Source organism: Novosphingobium sp. BL-A-41-Hi4B-X5A, assembly GCF_055521705.1.
Genome location: NZ_CM145500.1, coordinates 1,907,342 through 1,923,766, shown reverse-complemented (window position 1 = coordinate 1,923,766; position 16,425 = coordinate 1,907,342). Strand labels below are relative to the sequence as shown.

Below are 16,425 nucleotides of genomic sequence, written 5' to 3'. Positions count from 1 at the left end.
AATTCTGTGCAGCGTAATCCCAAGACCCGCCGGCATCGAGGCAGCTGTCGATAGCAACTTCAGCGGACCCAAAGTGCCAAACGAGTGACAGGCCACCCAAAAGCAAGCCAAGTAGCAACACGCGCTTCACCCCGCCGCCCTTTTCAGCGCCACGCGGACCAGATCGTTGAGCCCGGCATCCTCGCCCAGTTCCTTGACCGCCGCAGTCACCGCGCTGCTTGCCACGGCGGGCTTGAAGCCGAGGTTCTGGAGGGCCGAGACGGCGTCGGCGCTAGCGTTGCCGGGGGGTGGGGTAAACGCTTCGCCGCTGCCCATGCCGACGGGCGAGGTGAAGCCTGCGAGGCCGCCGGCCTTGTCCTTCAGCTCGTTGACGATGCGGCTGGCGAGTTTGGGGCCGACGCCGTTGGCGCGGGCGACCATGGCGGCGTCGCCCTGGGCGCAGGCGCGTTGGAGTTCCTCGACTGCGAGGGCCGATAAAATCGCAAGGGCGACTTTGCTGCCGACGCCCTGAACCGCCGTGAGCAGGCGGAACCAGGCGCGTTCTCCGGCGCTGGTGAAGCCGATCAGGCGCTGGTCTGTCTCGCTCACCTGCATCTCGGTGTGGATGACGACCATGTCGCCCCGGATGCCGAGATGGGTGAGCGTCTTGGCGGAACAATGGACGAGATAGCCGACGCCGTTCACGTCGATCACGGCCCAGTCGGGCCCGGTGTCGTCAAGAATACCGGTGAGCTTGGCGATCATGGTTTGTTCCTATGGCAGGAACTTTTTGCCGTGGCCAGAGGCTAAGCGCGCCGAATGTGTGGAGTGGGGGCGGCTGGTTGCGAGAACTTGCGCTGCTTGCCCACCCCCGGCCCCTCCCGCCTGCGGGAGGGGAGACGTCAATCGTTGGCTTGCTGGTCCTCGGGTACATTGTCCCACGGGCGGTAGTAGAGTTCGGCGCATTCGTGCGCCATCACGCCGCCGGTCAGCGTCAGGTCGTCCTTGTAGGCGTCCGCCACGAAATCGAGCGTCGAGAGGTGGCGGTCTTCAAAGTACATCTCGTGGACGTCGTCGCGGCCCGCACCATAGACGATGCGCGAGATGCCCGCCCAGATCGAGGCCATGGTGCACATGCCGCAGGGCTGGAGCGTGGAATAGAGCGTGGCGCCGGGAAAGCGCATTTCGCCGGAGGACTTGCCCGCCGCGCGGATGGCCATGACTTCGGCGTGGGCGGTGGCGTCGCAGTGTTCGGCGGTGCGGTTCACGCCGTGGGAAAGGAGCTGCCCGTCGCGCACGATGATAGCGGCGATGGGGGTGTTGGCGGGATCGGTGCCCTTGCGGGAGATGGCAAGGTCCCTTGCGCGGGCCATCCAGTCTTCGTCGCTCGGCCTGTCATTCAGTGCGTCCATCCGATCCATACGCCGGATGTGCGCAGTCGTTCCGCCCTAGCGGTGGCTGCCCAGCATGTTGGCATGCGTGATCGCCACCGCCAGCGCGTCGGAAGCGTCCTCGCCGGCAAGCTGCACGCCGGGCAGGAGGATCTTGAGCATGTGCTGGATCTGCTGCTTTTCCGCGCCGCCGGTGCCGACCAGCGCCTTCTTGATGACCTTGGTGGGATATTCGGCCACCGGGATCCCCGCGCGCGCAACGGCGACCATGGCAACGCCGCGCGCCTGACCCAGCTTGAGCGTGGACTGCGGGTTGACGTTGACGAAGACCTCTTCGACCGCGCCGCTGTCGGGCTTGTAGATGTCGATCACGGCGGCGAGCGCGGAATCGAGCTCGACCAGCCGCTCGGCCATGGTTGCCTTGTTGTCGGTGCGAATCTGGCCGTTGGCGACGTGGCTCAACCGGCTGCCCGACTTGGCGACGACGCCCCAGCCGGTGACGGTGAGGCCGGGGTCGATGCCCAATATGATCATGTTACAGTTTCAGTCCGAAGCGCGGGGCCAGTTGCATCATGGCGAGATAGAGCAGGACCGTGAGCAGGCAGCCGGCGGCCAGTGCGATCCAGAACGACACCCCATGGCGCAGCAGCGCCGGGATGACGAGGAACATGGGCAGCGACGGCAGGACGTACCAGAAGGTGGCCTCGGCGTGGATCGCCATGTTCTCCGCATCTGGCCGGGCGTTCCACAGGAACACCATGCCAAGCACCGAGACCAGCGGCAGCGAGGCGACCAACGCGCCCAAGGTGGGCAGGCGCTTGCCGATTTCCGCAATGGCCGCGATCAGCACGCCCGAGAGCAGCGCCTTCGCGGCCAGTTGCCACATGCCGATCAGCCCAGCGTTTCCATGACGTCGTCGGGGATGTCGTAATTGCCCCAGACGGTCTGGACGTCGTCATCGTCCTCGAGCACGTCGATCAGCTTGAGCAGGGTGGCGGCGTTGTCGGCATCGACCGAGGTCTTCATGCTCGGCTTCCATGCCAGCTTGACGCCTTCGGCCTCGCCCAGGGTCTTTTCGAGTTCGCGGGCAACTTCGTGCAGCGATTCGACCGCGACCCAGATCTGGTGGCTGCCGGGGTTCTCGTCACCATCGCCGAGATCGCTCTCGACATCCTCGGCACCGGCTTCGATCGCGGCTTCGAGGACCTTTTCCTCGTCACCCACCTTGCCAGGGTATTCGATCAGGCCGAGGCGTTCGAAGCCGTGGCTGACCGCGCCCGATGCGCCAAGGTTTCCGCCGTTCTTGGAGAAGGCAGTGCGGATATTGGTGGCGGTGCGGTTGCGATTGTCGGTCAGCGCTTCGACGATGATGGCGACGCCGCCGGGGCCGTAGCCTTCGTAGCGCACTTCCTCGTAGTTATCGCCTTCGCCCTTCGATGCCTTGTCGATGGCGCGGGCGATGTTGTCCTTGGGCATCGACTGGGCCTTGGCCGCGTTTACCGCAGCGCGCAGGCGCGGGTTCATGTCCGGATCGGGCATGCCCATCTTGGCGGCCACGGTGATTTCGCGGCTGAGCTTGGAAAACATCGCCGAGCGCTTTTTGTCCTGCGCGCCCTTGCGGTGCATGATGTTCTTGAATTTGGAATGGCCTGCCATGGTCCGTGCTTCTTGCGAGGTTTTGGAATCTGCACCGCCCCTAGCCCACGCAGCGCCTTCCGGCAATCGGTGTGGCGCATTGGCGCAATTGCAGGCATGAGGCAGCGATGATCCGCACCACGCTTGCCGAACTCATCGCCTTCCTGCGCCGCCCTGTGCCGATGGAGGCGTCCGGCCTGAATGACGATGGCGCGCTGTCGCGCTGGGTGGTGCTGGCGGCGTTCCAGATCGGCGTGCTGGGGCTGGTGGTGATGCCGCTGATTGCGCTGTGGCAGAAGGCCTTTGCTCTATCCCCGCCCAATGCCTTCGAGGGACTGGGGCCGCTGGCGCTGTGGGGCGGAGCGGTACTGCTGGCGCCGGTGCTGGAAGAGCTGTTCTTTCGCGGCTGGATGAGCGGAACGCGGCGGGCGCTGGCGCTGATGGGCGTGGTGCTGGTCGGGCTGACGCTGTTCATCGCATTCGGCCGGGGCAAGCCGCTGGCAGGTGGCGGGATCCTGCTGGTCACGATTGTTGCAGCCGGTGTTGTCTGGTGGCGCAAGCGACGCGACAGATCGGTTCCCGCGTGGTTCTCCCGGCACTTCGCCCTGCTGGTCTACGGCACCACCGCGCTGTTCGCCGCGATGCATCTGGCGAACTACGCGAGCGTTACGCTGGCTGCCGTACCGATGGTGCTGCCGCAGTTCTGGTCAGGCCTGATGTTCGCGCACATGCGGGTGAGGCTGGGTCTGCTGGCTTCGATCCTCAACCACATCGCCTCGAACGCGATCGTGCTGGCCGTGGCGCTGAACTGGGGTTAGCCGTTAACGACTGTCCCGCCATTGGGGTGCAGGACCTGGCCCGACATGTAGGATGAATCCTCGCAGGCGAGGAACAGGAAGCTCGGGGCGACTTCGTTGGGCTGGCCGGGGCGCCCCATCGGTGTGTTTTCGCCGAAGTGCTCGAGCTTTTCCTCGGTGGCCCCGCCGCATGGATTGAGCGGCGTCCAGATCGGACCGGGCGCTACGGCGTTGACGCGGATACCGTGGCCGACGAGCTGTTCGGACAGGGCGCGGGTGAAGGCGGTGATGGCGCCCTTGGTGCTCGAATAGTCGAGCAGTTCGGGTTCGCCCTTGTAGCTGGTGATCGAAGTGCAGTTGACGATTGCGGCGCCGGGCTTGAGGTGCTCGCGCGCAGCCTGAACGAGGTAGAACATCGAGAAGATGTTGGTCTGGAAGGTGCGCTGCAGCTGATCGGCGGTGATGTCGCGGATGTCCTTGTCAGGGTGCTGTTCGCCCGCATTGTTGATAAGGACGTCAAGGCGGCCCCAATCGCCGATGACGAGATCGACGAGGGCGTGGGCCACTTCCGGATCGCCGAGGTCGCCGGCAAAGGTCAGCGCTTCGCTGCCTTCGGCCTCGCACAGTTGGCGGGTGCGGGCAGCGTCCTCGCTTTCGTTGAGATAGGCGATGGCGACTTTTGCGCCTTCGCGCGCGAACAAGACTGCGACGGCGCGGCCGATGCCGCTGTCGGCCCCGGTGACGATTGCCACCTTGCCCTTGAGCCGCCCTGAGCCGGGATAGCGCGGCTGCCATTCGGGCTTGGGATCGAGGTTCGCCTCGCTGCCGGGAAGACCGTCCTCGTGGATCGGCGGGCGGACGGTGGCGGTCTGGGTCATTGGGCTATCCTGCTGAAACTACAGGATGCCAATGGCCGGGCAGGGTGGTGGTTCCGCCCCTGCCCGGGAAACGCGATCAGTCGATGCCGAGGGCGTTCTTGTAGGTTTCGAGCACGGCTTCCATCTCGCGGCGGTCGTCGGGCTTCATTTTCCGCAGGCGGACGATCTGGCGCATGATCTTGGCGTCGTAGCCGGTCGCCTTGGCTTCGTTGTAGACATCCTTGATGTCGTCGCCGATGCCCTTCTTTTCCTCTTCCAGGCGCTCGATGCGCTCGATCAGGAGGCGCAGACGATCGTCTGCGGTCTTGGCGTCGTCGAATTCGACCATCGGGAAAGTCTCCGGGTATGCGGGTGAATCAGGTGGCGGGGCTGATAGACGCGCCACCGGATTCGGGCAAAACCGGGCCTGTGGATAGTCCGGGGATTAGTGAGATCCGGCGTTCTTCTTCAGGCTTTCTTCCATCCGGGCGAGCTGCTCCGGCGTCGCTTCGGTCTGATAGCGGGCTTTCCACTCTGTAGCGGGCAGGCCGTGAATCACTTCGCGCGCGGCGGCCTTGTCGCCTTCGAAACCGCCTTCGATGATCCAGTCGGCAAGGCAATTGCGGCAGAAGCCCGAAAGACCCATCAGGTCGATGTTCTGGGCGTCGTGGCGATGCTGGAGGTGCTTGACCAGGCGGCGGAAGGCGGCGGCCGCTACGGAATCGGGCAGGGCATCGATTGCATTCGTATCCACTGTAAACATCCTTGGGTTTTGAAATGGCATGGGCCATAGCGCATCGCGGAAGATTCATAAGGAGTACCAAAGCCGTGGCCAAGCTCGATCCTCGCGGACGGAAAGTGAAGATCCTCGCCACGGTAGGTCCCGCCAGCCGCGAGCCGGAGATGCTGGAGAAGCTCTTCCGCGCTGGGGCCGATGCGTTTCGTGTGAACATGAGCCATGGCGAACACGCCACCCATGCCGAGACGATCGCCAATATCCGCGCGCTCGAGAAGAAGGTGAACCGCCCGATCACGATCCTTTGCGACCTGCAGGGGCCGAAGCTGCGCGTGGGCAAGTTCAAGGAAGGCCGCGCGGTGATCCGCCACTCCGGACACTTCACGCTCGACCGCAATCCCGAGCCGGGCGACGAAACCCGCGTGCAGCTGCCGCACCCTGAACTCTTCGGCATCCTGCAGAAGGGCCAGCGCCTGCTGATCGATGACGGCAAGCTGCGCCTGCGCGTGATCCGGGCCGATCAGAACGAGATTCTCTGCTCTGCCGAGGTTGGTGGGGTCATCTCCGATCGCAAGGGCGTCAACGTGCCGGATGCGGTGGTGCCGGTCCCGGCACTGACCGACAAGGATCGCCGTGACCTTTCATTCGCGGTGGAGCATGGCGCGGACTGGATCGCCCTGTCGTTCGTGCAGCGGCCCGAGGACGTCGCCGAAGCGCGCCGCCTGATGGGGGGCTACGGTTCGCTGATGGCCAAGATCGAGAAGCCCGCCGCCATATCGCGGCTGGAGGAGATCATCGAGCTTTCCGATGGCATCATGGTCGCGCGCGGTGACCTCGGCGTCGAACTGAACCCCGAGGAAGTGCCGCCGCTGCAGAAGCGCATCGTCGAAAGCGCACGCCGCCAGGGCAAGCCGGTGGTCGTCGCCACGCAGATGCTGGAATCGATGATCGAGGCGCCGACGCCGACCCGCGCCGAAGTGTCCGACGTCGCCAACGCGGTCTACGACGGCGCCGACGCGGTCATGCTCTCGGCCGAAACCGCCGCAGGGGCCTGGCCGGAAGAGGCGGTGACGATCATGCACCGCATCGCCGCGCAGGTCGAAGCCGATCCAGGCTATGGCGCGCGCGTCCACTTCATCGAGACCCTGCCCGATCCGACCACCGCGGACGCGCTGGCGCAGGCTGCGGCGAGCATCGCCAACACCCTGCCGATCGCCGGGGTGATCGTTTTCACCGGGTCGGGGTCGACCGCCCGCCGCGTGGCGCGCGAACGGCCCGGCGTGCCCATGCTGGTGCTCACGCCGTCGCAGAAGACCGCGCGCAAGGTCGGCCTGCTGTGGGGCGCACATGCCGTCAGCACAAAGGACATCGGCAGCTTCGAAGAAATGATCGCCAAGGGCAAGCGCATGGCGCTGCGTCATGGCTTCGGCACGGCCGGATCGCGGCTGGTAGCCCTGGCGGGTGTTCCCTTCGGCACTCCGGGCGCCACGAACCTGCTGCACGTCGTCACGCTGACCGGCAACGAACTGGATCAGCACAGCTGACAATGATGTAAATCTGCAACGCTGCGTGTAAGATTTAATTGCTCACTTGAAAACAGGTTGAACGCTGGCGCGCAGCGGGCATTTTCGGCTCCACAAAATATAACGGGAGCTGCGAATGCTGAAGACAAGGAACAGGGTCGTACGTGCATTTTCCGGCGGCTTGAGCGCGATTGCTCTCGTCGCCACGGGCGCGGGTGTCGCCCAGGCGCAAGAGACTGCGCAGGATCAGGAGCAGTCGGCGATCGACGTGCTCAACGCCGACATCATCGTGACGGCCACGAAGAAGAAGGACGTCGAAAACGTCCAGGACGTGCCGGTTGCGATCACCGCTTTCAACGCGCAAAGCCTGCAGGCGCTGCAGGTGCGCGATATCCAGACGCTGACCTACAGCGCGCCCAACGTCTCGCTCGACCAGGTCGGCACCTCGCGCGGAACCGCCAACTTCTCGATCCGCGGGCTTGGCGTGAACAGCTCGATCCCCTCGATCGACCCGACCGTCGGCGTCTTCGTCGATGGCGTCTACATCGGCGTGAACAACGGCCTGGTGTTCGACGTTTTCGATCTCGGCTCGGTCGAAGTGGCGCGCGGACCGCAGGGCATCCTCTATGGTCGCAACACGACCGGCGGCGCGGTGCTGATCAACACCGGCGATCCGACCCCGGATCTGCGCGCCAACTTCCGCGTGTTCTACGAAGGACCGGTCGATTCCGGGCGTGGCTCGGGCAACTTTGCAGCGCAGGCCGTGGTCTCCGGCCCGCTGATCAAGGACGTGCTGAACTTCAAGATCGGCGGTTACGTCAACAACGACGAAGGCTATTTCAAGAACCTGTTCGACGGTAGCGACTTCGGCAAGGCGCAGACTCAGATCGTGCGCGGTGCGCTGGAATTCCTGCCGTCGGAGGCCATCCGCATGGTGGCCAAGGTCGAATACTTCAACAGCGAGGGCGATGGTCCGGCCGGCCAGAACCATGGCCTGTACAAGCGCGACACGTTCGACTTTGCGATCGACAATCCCGGCTTCTACAAGAACCGCACCTGGTTCGCGACGCACAAGACCGAGATCGACGTCGGCGACGGCAAGATCACCAACATCTTCGGCTTCCGCGACTATGACGCCTCGACTGGCGGCGACATCGACGCCAAGCCGGTGTTCGTCTTCCACTCGAACACCCTGTTCAAGCAGCGCCAGTACTCGGACGAAATCCGCTACAACAACCGCTTCGGTGCGCTCGACTTCACGGCCGGCGGCTTCTGGTTCACGCAGGACCTGCGCTACGACGAACTGCGCTTCTTCCCCTCGTTCATCAGCCCGCTGACCCAGATCGGCGGCGGTCGCCAGGACCATGACGTGCTCGGCCTGTTCGCCTCGGGTGACTTCGACGTGACCGATCAGCTGACGCTGACCGCCGGTATCCGCTGGTCCAAGGAAACCAAGGACGTGGCCGTCACTTATATCCGGCCCCGCACCAACTGTTCGGTCGTGGCTGGTACGTGCCCGACATCGGGCCGTAATTCATTGATCCCGAATGAGAACAACGGTTTCACAGACAAGCGCACCTGGGAAAACTGGAGCCCGAAGCTCGGCTTCCAGTACCGCTTCAACAACGATGCGCAGCTCTATGGCAACTGGACCCGCGGTTTCCGTTCGGGCGGCTACAACTTCCGCATCACCAATGCCCGCGCGTTCGAAGCCGTCGCTGCAACGCGCGGCCTGTCGTTTGACGAAGAGCAGGTCGACAGCTTCGAACTGGGCACCAAGTTCCAGACGCCTGACCGCAAGCTGACGCTCAACCTGGCGGCATTCCGCACCGAAGTTGGCAACATGCAGCGCGAGGTCAACGAAGGGTCTGCGGCCGGTGTTGCCCAGTCGATCTTCAACACCGCCGACGCCCGCATCACCGGCATCGAAGGCGAAGGTCGCTTCGCCTTGGGCAAGAACTTCCTGCTCACCGCGAACTTCGGCTACATCGACGCCAAGTACACCAAGGTGCTGTTCGACATTTCGAGCGACGGCGTGGTCAACGACGCCGACAAGGCGCTCGACCTGCCGCGCACGCCGAAGTGGACCTATGGCTTTGGCGTGCTGGGTGATTTCCCGGTGGGCGAGGGCAATGCCATCGTCGCCCGCGCCAACTTCCAGCATCGCGACCGGTTTGCCTATACCGACAACAACTTTGGCTGGATCACGTCGTCCGACAACCTCGACGCCTCGATCAGCTACAAGACCGGTGGGCTGACCTTCACGGTCTATGGCCGCAACCTGCTCGATCAGGTCCAGCATGGTGGTGATACCCAGCTGGGCACCGCCGCGCAGATCCCGGTGTTCGGTGGCCCGCTTTCGACCGGCGTCGACCGGCCGTTTGCCGACAATCCCAAGGCCGGGACGTTCTCGCCGCTGGTGCGCGGCCGCGTGCTGGGCGTGGAACTGAACGCCGACTTCTGAGGGTAACGGCGCTGCGCGGGCTGCGGCTCGCGCAGCGTTCAGTTCTGGCGTGACTTGATCGTGGCCAGCCTTGGCGCTTCGCGGCCGGCGCGCTTTTCGGCAGAGATCACGCAGTTCTTGCCGGCCTTCTTGGCAGCATAGAGCGCAGCGTCGGCAATCGGCACGATGTCGGTTGCCGACGTTGCCGTTTCCGGAATGGTCGCGATGCCGAGCGAGGCCGAGATCGCGCATTCGTGGCTGGCGCTCAGCGATTCGATGCGCTGGCGCAGGATTTCGGCCTTGTCCATCGCGTCTTCCAGCGAGCAGTCGGGCAGGATCGCGACGAGTTCCTCACCGCCATAACGGCAAACGACATCGGTCGGCCTGAGGCAACCCACGATTTGCGCCGCGACATCGCGCAAGACGGCATCGCCCTTGGCGTGACCGTGTTCGTCGTTGAGCTTCTTGAAGTTGTCGAGATCCAGCATGACTACGGTGGTGCTTGCCCCGGTGCGCGAACCGAGCGACACGAAGCGCTCCAGCGCGTCTTCCATGTAACGACGATTATAAAGCCCGGTGAGCGGATCGCGCAGCGACTGGGTGCGCAGTTTCTCGCGCAGGGCAATGTTGGACAGGGCCAGCGACATGGAATCGGCCAAGGCACGGCCAAGGCGCCGGATTTCGAGAATGTCCTCGTAAGCGTCCTGCGTATCCGGATGGGCGATGATCAGCAGGCCGTGCAATTGTCCGCATGCCATCATCGGCATTTCCACTGTGGCGATCTCGGAAGGGTGGTGCGCACAGCACAGGGTTCCCACCGCTGGCGAATTGATATGCGGCTTGCCGCGTTTCAATGCCCAGCAGTTGGAAGGGGAGAGCATTTCGGGCACCCGGTAGCCCTCGGGCATGTCCCAGGCCCGCGCCAGATCCAGGCGATCGCGCGAGTTGTTGAACACGAACAAGGCCGCGCCATAACCGGGCAGCAACCGGCGTGCCGTTGCCATCAGGACTGCGCCCGCGTCCTCATAGGTTTCTGCCGCCTGCAGCATGTCGGTCATTGCGAACAGTTCCTGGATCTGTTCACGCGAATCGCGGGTGACGAGGAAGTTTGCGAGGTTTCGATTGCGCACCGATTCGGCGGCACGCTTCAGGACGATCTGCAACGCAAAGAGTGCGACCATGCAGCAGGCTGCCGCTATGGCGAGAAGGTCGTGGTATTTGTCGGCAACGACCATCGGCAAGACGACCGTGCACAGCACCAGCGCATGAGCGACGAGAGTCGCAACATGCACTTTCTCCAGCGCTTTCCCGTCGTCGGTCAGCTGGCGTTTATCCGATGTTTCGCGATCTGCCACAGGTCAGGCAACCTCCCATTATCGGGATATGCCGGGCAGTGGGGTAAGAACGCGTTTAACCCGCGGGCCGTAAGTCAACGGCTGCAACCGCTACTTGCGGTTTACCATCGTGTCGCCCGGTTCAGCGCGCTCCGAACAGCGCCGAGCCGATGCGGATGTGGGTCGCGCCCAGCTGCACTGCCGTTTCAAAATCATCGCTCATGCCCATCGACAGGCGGTTCAGGCCATTGTCGTCGGCCAGCTTGTCGAGCAGGGCGAAGAAAGGCGCGGCCTCGATCCCGGCAGGCGGCACGCACATCAGGCCGATCACGTCCAGACCGGCTTCGCGGGTCTGCGTCAGCAGAGCGGGCAATTCGGCCACTGCGCAGCCGCCCTTCTGCTCCTCGTTGCCGATGTTGACCTGGACGAAGCAGGGCACCTTGCGGCCAAGCTTGTCTTGCGCCTTGCCCAAGGCGGTGACGAGGCTGGGGCGGTCGACCGAATGGATGCAATCGAACAGGGCAATCGCGTCTTCGGCCTTGTTGGACTGCAACTGGCCGACAAGGTGAAGCTCGACATCGGGATGGGCCGCGCGGATGGCGGGCCACTTGTCCTGCGATTCCTGGACGCGGTTCTCGCCGAAAACGCGCTGGCCTTGCGCGATCAGATCGAGGATCGCCTCGGCGGGCTTGGTCTTGGAGATTGCGATCAGCGTCACCTCATCGGCCTTGCGCCCGGCGATGCGCGCGGCGGTGGCGATGCGCGAACGGACCTGTTCGAGCGGCGATGAAGGGACTGCCTGTTCCATGGCGCGGTGCTATAGCGCCACGATGCAAAAGCGCCAGACCATCGCGAAACAGGTGCCGCGACGCGTGCTGTTGAGCGATGCTCGCAACGATGCCGGGCTGGAGCGCGCGCTGGCGCGGCTGGGACGGGGAGATGCGCTGGTGTTCAGGCACTATCACCTTGTCCGTGCCGCGCGGCGCGCCCGCTTCACGACGCTGGCCCGACTGGCATCGCGCCGCGGCGTCATGGTCATCGGCGCCCGCGTCCCGAGGATGTGGCGTGTCGATGGCGTCTATGGCGCAGCCGGAAAGGTTGCGGGGAGCCCCGGCCTGCGTCTGGTCACGGCCCATTCGCTCCGGGAAATCGCCGCAGCAGCACGCGCCAGGGCCGATGCGATTCTGCTTTCGCCGGTTTACCGCACGCGATCGCATCCGGGTGGCAAGGTGCTTGGGCCGGTTCGCTTCCTGATGCTGGCGAGGTATTCGCCAGTGCCGGTGATCGCGCTGGGCGGGATGACCCGGCAGCGCGCCGCACGGCTGCCGGTCCATGGTTGGGCGGCGATCGACGGGCTGGCCTAAACCCTTCACTCGTCGCAATTCCTGTCGGGATTCTTGACGGTGAGTCCCCTTCGGGCGCATGATGGGCGGGCAAGGGCAGGGATAGGCACAAGTTCATGGCAAGCCGGGCAGCAACCACCGCGCAGGCACGCGGATCGAACGCGCGAGGAGGCCAACGTGGTGCCGATTGGCGCGGTGCCGGCCTGCGGGGTGCAGATTGGCGCGCCGTTCTGCGCCGCTCGCTGCGCCGCAGTCTGGAACTGCTGGGTGGCGGCATCCTGGCCGCGGCGATGGTGTTTCTGGCGCTGGCGCTGTTGAGCTATACGCAGACCGATCCGTCCGGAAGCACGGCTTCGGGCAGCCCGGTCGAGAACTGGATGGGCCTTGCCGGCGCATGGGCATCGGAGCGCGTGCTGCTGTTCTTCGGTCTGCCGGGCGCCCTGCTGCTTCCACTCCTGTGGGTGTTTTCGCGGCGCCTGTGGGATTCGGAAAGCGATCTCATCGATCTTGACGAGGACGAGGACGGGGACGCAGCGCCGCCGCCCAGCTGGTGGCGCCCTACGTTGCTGTTGCTGGTTGCCATGGCGCTGATCGGCACGGCGCTTGCGCTTTGGGGTGGCAGCACGTCGAGCCGCCTGCCTGCCGGGCCGGGCGGGCTTTCGGGCCTGCTTGGCGCAGCGGCGGTGAACGGGCTCGCCGGATTGGTGCCGCAGGTTTCCGCGCTGTGGTTCTCGGTTCCGCTGGGCCTTGCCTCGCTTGCAGGAGGCCTCGCCATCGCCAGCCGGATCTTTGCGTTCGACTGGGCCGGGATGCTCAGCCTGCCGGCGTTCCTGCGTCGTTCGCCGCGTCAGGTTGACCTCGGAGACGTAGAGGACGAAGCCACTGTCCGTCCGCCAAAGAAGGAGCGCCGTGAGAAGGAAGCGCGTGCGGCCGCAGAGGCCATCGACGTCGAGGAAGCGCTGTCGCAGCGCAAACCGACCGAGATCAGCGACCCCACTCGCACGCCTGCGCCAGCGGCTGCTCCGCCCAAGGCACGGCAGGGCGACCTGTTCGACAAGTACGAGCTGCCTTCGATCGACCTGCTGGTCGAAGCCCCCGCAGGCTCGGCGCAGAAGATCGACAAGCTGGCGCTCGAACGCAATGCCCGCCTGCTCGAAAACGTGCTCGACGATTTCAACGTCAAGGGCGAGATCACCGCCGTGCGCACGGGCCCCGTCGTCACGATGTACGAACTGGAACCGGCGCCTGGCATCAAGGCCAGCCGCGTCATTGGCCTCGCTGACGACATCGCCCGCAACATGAGCGCGATTTCGGCGCGCGTCTCGGCCATTCCGGGGCGCACCGTCATGGGCATCGAATTGCCCAACGCGATCCGCGACATGGTGTCTTTCCGCGAACTGATCGCCTGCGAAAAGTTCGCCAGTTCCAAGGCCTTGCTGCCGATCATCCTGGGCAAGGACATTGCCGGTGAACCGATCGTGGCCGACCTTGCGACGATGCCCCACCTGCTCGTTGCCGGTACCACCGGTTCGGGCAAGTCGGTCGGCCTCAACTGCATCCTGCTCTCGCTGCTCTATCGCCTGACGCCCGCGCAGTGCCGCCTGATCCTCGTCGATCCCAAGGTGCTCGAACTCAAGTCCTACGACGACATCCCGCACCTGCTCTCACCCGTGGTGACCGAGCCGGCCAAGGCTGTCCGCGCGCTCAAGTGGGCGGTCGAGGAAATGGAGCGGCGCTATCGCCAGATGTCCTCGATCGGCGTGCGCAACATCTCGGGATTCAACGACAAGGTCCGCGCCTCGCTGGCCAAGGGCAAGCCGCTGGGCCGCCGCATCCAGGTCGGCTTCGATCCCGACACGGGCGAGGAACTGTTCGAGGAACAGCAGCTCGATTACGAAGTGCTGCCGCAGATCGTGGTCATCGTCGACGAGCTGGCCGACCTCATGGTCACGGTCGGCAAGGAAATCGAAGTCCTGATCCAGCGCCTGTCGCAAAAGAGCCGCGCCGCCGGCATCCACCTGATCATGGCCACGCAGCGCCCCTCGGTCGACGTTATCACCGGCGTGATCAAGGCCAACCTGCCGACGCGCATCAGCTTTGCCGTGACCAGCCGCATCGACAGCCGCACCATCCTTGGCGAGCAGGGCGCCGAGCAGTTGCTGGGCAAGGGCGACATGCTCTACAAGCCCAACACCGACCCGATAAAGCGCGTCCACGGCCCGTTCGTTTCGGACGAGGAAGTGGAGAAGGTCGCCGACCACTGGCGTGGTCAGGGCAGTCCCGAATACGTTGATTCGGTTACGGAAGAGCCGGAAGACGGCGGCTTCGGCTTCGACGACATCGACAGCGCCTCGGACAACCCCGAAGACCGCAAGTACCGCCAGGTCTGCCAGCTCGTGTTCGAAAGCCAGAAAGCCTCGGCCAGCTGGATCCAGCGCCAGATGGGCGTGGGGTACAACACCGCGTCGAAGTGGATCGAGCGCATGGAGGCCGATGGCCTCGTCGGCCCCGCCAACCACGTCGGCCGGCGCGAGATTTACCGCGACAAGGATGGCAACGTCCTCTGACCGCATCCCATGCACAAGTTCATGAATATTCCGACATCGGAACTTAACCCCGATTTCGGGGCAATTCTTGTCAGGGATTAACGAGCTTCTAAGTTTGCTCAGGTAGCGCTTCATCCATGTTGGGTGGGTTCAGACGCTGGCTGTGCATGATGCTGGTGGTCTTCGTCGGTCTCTGGTCCGTCGAAGGACAGGCAGAACCCGTGCGCCCCCTGTCTGCCTGCCATGCCGATGCCTCGACCGGCGAAACCTGGCAGACGGTTGCATCAATGCCGTCGCGCTGGCGCTGCGATGACAGCGGATGGTCCTTGGCGGAAGAGGTTCTAATCCGCTTCGATCTCGGCAACGAGGATGGCCGCGTTCTCCCGCAAAGCCTTGTCACGCATACCGGCAACTTCGAACGGGTGGACGTGGGCCTGCTCGGGCAGGACGGCGCGATCCGCTGGTCCTCCTTCTGGCCGGCAGACGTCCACCATCTGGCCGCCGGGCCGTACATGGTGATCCCGGTGGCCGGGGTGACCTCGGAAACGAGGGCCGTTGCCGTCAGGGTGGTGAAGCCCTGGGGCAAGACCATCATGAGCGAGATGCGGCTCGATGCCTATCCCGAAGGGAGCGGCTGGCCCTTGCCCCGGATCATCGTGATGGCGGCGATCTGCGGGATGCTGCTCGTGCCCCTGCTGATCAACACCGCATTCTACTCCGTCCTGCCCGAGCGCTACGTGATCTGGCATCTGGTGATGGTGGCGGCCATGCTGGTACAGGCTGCATTCGCCACCGGGTTTCTGCATATCTTCGTCGATGTTGGCGCGGTGTGGGAATGGCAGGTTTCGAACATCGCCTTTTCTACCATGGCGAGCGCCGCGCTGCTGTTTGCCGCAAGCTTTATCGAGGCTGACAAGCTGGCGCCGCGCCTGCGATGGCTGGGACAGCGCACGGCGCCCGCGATTGCCATCGGCGGTCTCATCGCCTGCCTGCCCGTCGACGCGATGAGGAGCCTTTCATCGCCTGCAATGCACCTGTTGATGGGTGTGGCGATCATGGTGCTGGCAGCCATGCTGTGGGATGCACATCGGCGTGGCAGCACAGCGGTCCGCCTGCAGATCATAGCCTGGACGCCGATTCTGCTGATCGGGTCCTGGCGCATATCGGCTTTTCTTCTTCCCGGCCTTCATCCCACCGAGGCCATCGAACTTTACCAGCTCGCTCTGGCCTTCGAGGTGCTGGTTACGGCCCTGGGCATCGTGAACCGCTTCGTCGATGTCAGGCAGGAGCGTGACCGTGCCACCGCACGCGCCATCGAACTCGAAGGCGTGGCCGACCGCGATCCGCTGACCGGCCTCAGGAATCGCCGCACGATCGAGAAGCGCTTCGAACAGCTTTTCGACCGTGGCTTCAGGACCATGGCAGTCATCGATCTCGATCACTTCAAGGACGTGAACGATACGCACGGCCATGCGATGGGCGATATCGTATTGCGGTCGGCTGCCGGTGCCTTGCTTGACGATCGGGACACCAAGGCGATCCGGATGGGGGGTGAGGAATTCCTGCTGCTCCTGCGTGGCCAAGATGCCGCAGCCCGTGCCGAGCGTTGCCGCCGTGCCATCGCCACGCGCGTTTCCACCGAAGTGCCCGGCCTTGACCGGATCGTCACGGCGAGCATGGGCCTGGTGGAGCACGACACCACTGGCAATCTCCAGATAGACTTCGTCGCGCTCTATGCGCGCTGCGACCAGCTCCTGTACGAAGCGAAGCGGCTGGGTCGCAATCGCACCATGCGGGAAAAGGTCACCGGCTTCGACGTGGCGAACCGCGCCGTGGCCTGA

At 64.4% G+C, this 16,425-nt stretch carries 16 protein-coding genes; 6 read left to right on the top strand and 10 right to left on the bottom strand.

Annotation, left to right across the window (positions count from 1 at the left end; all coding sequences use genetic code 11):
- Positions 1–126 precede the first annotated feature (126 nt).
- The 5 genes from ruvA to ACZ1JY_RS09255 all read right to left on the bottom strand — a co-directional run bounded on the left by ruvA (position 127) and on the right by ACZ1JY_RS09255 (position 3,026).
- Positions 127–744 carry a Holliday junction branch migration protein RuvA gene (ruvA, locus tag ACZ1JY_RS09275; protein ID WP_465129091.1) on the bottom strand — a complete coding sequence of 206 codons (618 nt, stop codon included), beginning with the start codon at positions 742–744 and terminating at the stop codon, positions 127–129.
- 137 nt (positions 745–881) lie between these two features.
- Entirely contained in the window at positions 882–1,391 is a 510-nt protein-coding gene (locus tag ACZ1JY_RS09270; protein ID WP_465129090.1) for a nucleoside deaminase, read from the bottom strand.
- A gap of 36 nt (positions 1,392–1,427) precedes the next feature.
- Positions 1,428–1,904, bottom strand: a complete 477-nt coding sequence (gene ruvC, locus ACZ1JY_RS09265) for a crossover junction endodeoxyribonuclease RuvC (protein ID WP_118072991.1) — start codon at positions 1,902–1,904, stop codon at positions 1,428–1,430.
- 1 nt (position 1,905) lies between these two features.
- Positions 1,906–2,256: a DUF3147 family protein gene (locus ACZ1JY_RS09260; RefSeq protein ID WP_118072992.1), complete on the bottom strand. Its 351-nt coding sequence runs from the start codon at positions 2,254–2,256 to the stop codon at positions 1,906–1,908.
- 5 nt (positions 2,257–2,261) lie between these two features.
- Complete coding sequence (locus ACZ1JY_RS09255) at positions 2,262–3,026, bottom strand: YebC/PmpR family DNA-binding transcriptional regulator (protein ID WP_465129089.1); 765 nt, start codon at positions 3,024–3,026, stop codon at positions 2,262–2,264.
- Between the two features lie 107 nt (positions 3,027–3,133).
- On the opposite strand from ACZ1JY_RS09255, the gene ACZ1JY_RS09250 reads away from it, so the two are divergent.
- Positions 3,134–3,823: a CPBP family glutamic-type intramembrane protease gene (locus ACZ1JY_RS09250; protein WP_465129088.1), complete on the top strand. Its 690-nt coding sequence runs from the start codon at positions 3,134–3,136 to the stop codon at positions 3,821–3,823.
- On the opposite strand, the gene ACZ1JY_RS09245 is transcribed toward ACZ1JY_RS09250, so the two are convergent.
- From ACZ1JY_RS09245 to ACZ1JY_RS09235, 3 genes are all read right to left on the bottom strand, one after another.
- Positions 3,820–4,680: an SDR family oxidoreductase gene (locus ACZ1JY_RS09245; protein ID WP_465129087.1), complete on the bottom strand. Its 861-nt coding sequence runs from the start codon at positions 4,678–4,680 to the stop codon at positions 3,820–3,822. The two genes, ACZ1JY_RS09250 and ACZ1JY_RS09245, sit on opposite strands and share 4 nt — an antisense overlap.
- Positions 4,681–4,756: 76 nt before the next feature.
- On the bottom strand, positions 4,757–5,008 hold the full coding sequence (locus ACZ1JY_RS09240) for a DUF2312 domain-containing protein (protein ID WP_039333612.1): 252 nt from the start codon (positions 5,006–5,008) through the stop codon (positions 4,757–4,759).
- Between the two features lie 96 nt (positions 5,009–5,104).
- Positions 5,105–5,422 (bottom strand): DUF1244 domain-containing protein, encoded by a 318-nt coding sequence (locus ACZ1JY_RS09235; protein WP_118072995.1) that lies wholly within the window; start codon positions 5,420–5,422, stop codon positions 5,105–5,107.
- Between the two features lie 65 nt (positions 5,423–5,487).
- On the opposite strand from ACZ1JY_RS09235, the gene pyk reads away from it, so the two are divergent.
- Both pyk and ACZ1JY_RS09225 read left to right on the top strand, forming a co-directional pair.
- Positions 5,488–6,939, top strand: a complete 1,452-nt coding sequence (pyk, locus tag ACZ1JY_RS09230) for a pyruvate kinase (protein ID WP_205525268.1) — start codon at positions 5,488–5,490, stop codon at positions 6,937–6,939.
- Between the two features lie 115 nt (positions 6,940–7,054).
- On the top strand, positions 7,055–9,382 hold the full coding sequence (locus tag ACZ1JY_RS09225) for a TonB-dependent receptor (protein WP_465129086.1): 2,328 nt from the start codon (positions 7,055–7,057) through the stop codon (positions 9,380–9,382).
- Positions 9,383–9,420: 38 nt separating this feature from the next.
- Here ACZ1JY_RS09225 and ACZ1JY_RS09220 read toward each other — a convergent pair whose 3' ends face one another.
- Positions 9,421–10,716 carry a GGDEF domain-containing protein gene (locus ACZ1JY_RS09220; protein ID WP_465129085.1) on the bottom strand — a complete coding sequence of 432 codons (1,296 nt, stop codon included), beginning with the start codon at positions 10,714–10,716 and terminating at the stop codon, positions 9,421–9,423.
- 121 nt (positions 10,717–10,837) lie between these two features.
- The gene (locus ACZ1JY_RS09215) at positions 10,838–11,503 is read right to left on the bottom strand and encodes a YggS family pyridoxal phosphate-dependent enzyme (protein WP_118072999.1); all 666 of its coding nucleotides are present in this window, start codon (positions 11,501–11,503) and stop codon (positions 10,838–10,840) included.
- Positions 11,504–11,525: 22 nt separating this feature from the next.
- On the opposite strand from ACZ1JY_RS09215, the gene ACZ1JY_RS09210 reads away from it, so the two are divergent.
- The 3 genes from ACZ1JY_RS09210 to ACZ1JY_RS09200 all read left to right on the top strand — a co-directional run bounded on the left by ACZ1JY_RS09210 (position 11,526) and on the right by ACZ1JY_RS09200 (position 16,425).
- Entirely contained in the window at positions 11,526–12,059 is a 534-nt protein-coding gene (locus ACZ1JY_RS09210) for a thiamine phosphate synthase (protein WP_240344870.1), read from the top strand.
- A 95-nt stretch (positions 12,060–12,154) separates the two neighbouring features.
- Positions 12,155–14,605 carry a DNA translocase FtsK gene (locus ACZ1JY_RS09205; protein ID WP_465129084.1) on the top strand — a complete coding sequence of 817 codons (2,451 nt, stop codon included), beginning with the start codon at positions 12,155–12,157 and terminating at the stop codon, positions 14,603–14,605.
- A gap of 146 nt (positions 14,606–14,751) precedes the next feature.
- A complete protein-coding gene (locus ACZ1JY_RS09200; protein ID WP_465129083.1) occupies positions 14,752–16,425 on the top strand; it encodes a sensor domain-containing diguanylate cyclase in 1,674 nt (557 codons plus the stop codon).

Coding starts and splice junctions, on each gene's coding strand:
- ruvA (WP_465129091.1), bottom strand. CDS start 744: ATGATCGCCAAGCTCACCGGTATTCTTGACGACACCGGGCCCGACTGG.
- ACZ1JY_RS09270 (WP_465129090.1), bottom strand. CDS start 1,391: ATGGACGCACTGAATGACAGGCCGAGCGACGAAGACTGGATGGCCCGC.
- ruvC (WP_118072991.1), bottom strand. CDS start 1,904: ATGATCATATTGGGCATCGACCCCGGCCTCACCGTCACCGGCTGGGGC.
- ACZ1JY_RS09260 (WP_118072992.1), bottom strand. CDS start 2,256: ATGTGGCAACTGGCCGCGAAGGCGCTGCTCTCGGGCGTGCTGATCGCG.
- ACZ1JY_RS09255 (WP_465129089.1), bottom strand. CDS start 3,026: ATGGCAGGCCATTCCAAATTCAAGAACATCATGCACCGCAAGGGCGCG.
- ACZ1JY_RS09250 (WP_465129088.1), top strand. CDS start 3,134: ATGATCCGCACCACGCTTGCCGAACTCATCGCCTTCCTGCGCCGCCCT.
- ACZ1JY_RS09245 (WP_465129087.1), bottom strand. CDS start 4,680: ATGACCCAGACCGCCACCGTCCGCCCGCCGATCCACGAGGACGGTCTT.
- ACZ1JY_RS09240 (WP_039333612.1), bottom strand. CDS start 5,008: ATGGTCGAATTCGACGACGCCAAGACCGCAGACGATCGTCTGCGCCTC.
- ACZ1JY_RS09235 (WP_118072995.1), bottom strand. CDS start 5,422: ATGTTTACAGTGGATACGAATGCAATCGATGCCCTGCCCGATTCCGTA.
- ACZ1JY_RS09225 (WP_465129086.1), top strand. CDS start 7,055: ATGCTGAAGACAAGGAACAGGGTCGTACGTGCATTTTCCGGCGGCTTG.
- ACZ1JY_RS09215 (WP_118072999.1), bottom strand. CDS start 11,503: ATGGAACAGGCAGTCCCTTCATCGCCGCTCGAACAGGTCCGTTCGCGC.
- ACZ1JY_RS09210 (WP_240344870.1), top strand. CDS start 11,526: ATGCAAAAGCGCCAGACCATCGCGAAACAGGTGCCGCGACGCGTGCTG.
- ACZ1JY_RS09205 (WP_465129084.1), top strand. CDS start 12,155: ATGGCAAGCCGGGCAGCAACCACCGCGCAGGCACGCGGATCGAACGCG.
- ACZ1JY_RS09200 (WP_465129083.1), top strand. CDS start 14,752: ATGATGCTGGTGGTCTTCGTCGGTCTCTGGTCCGTCGAAGGACAGGCA.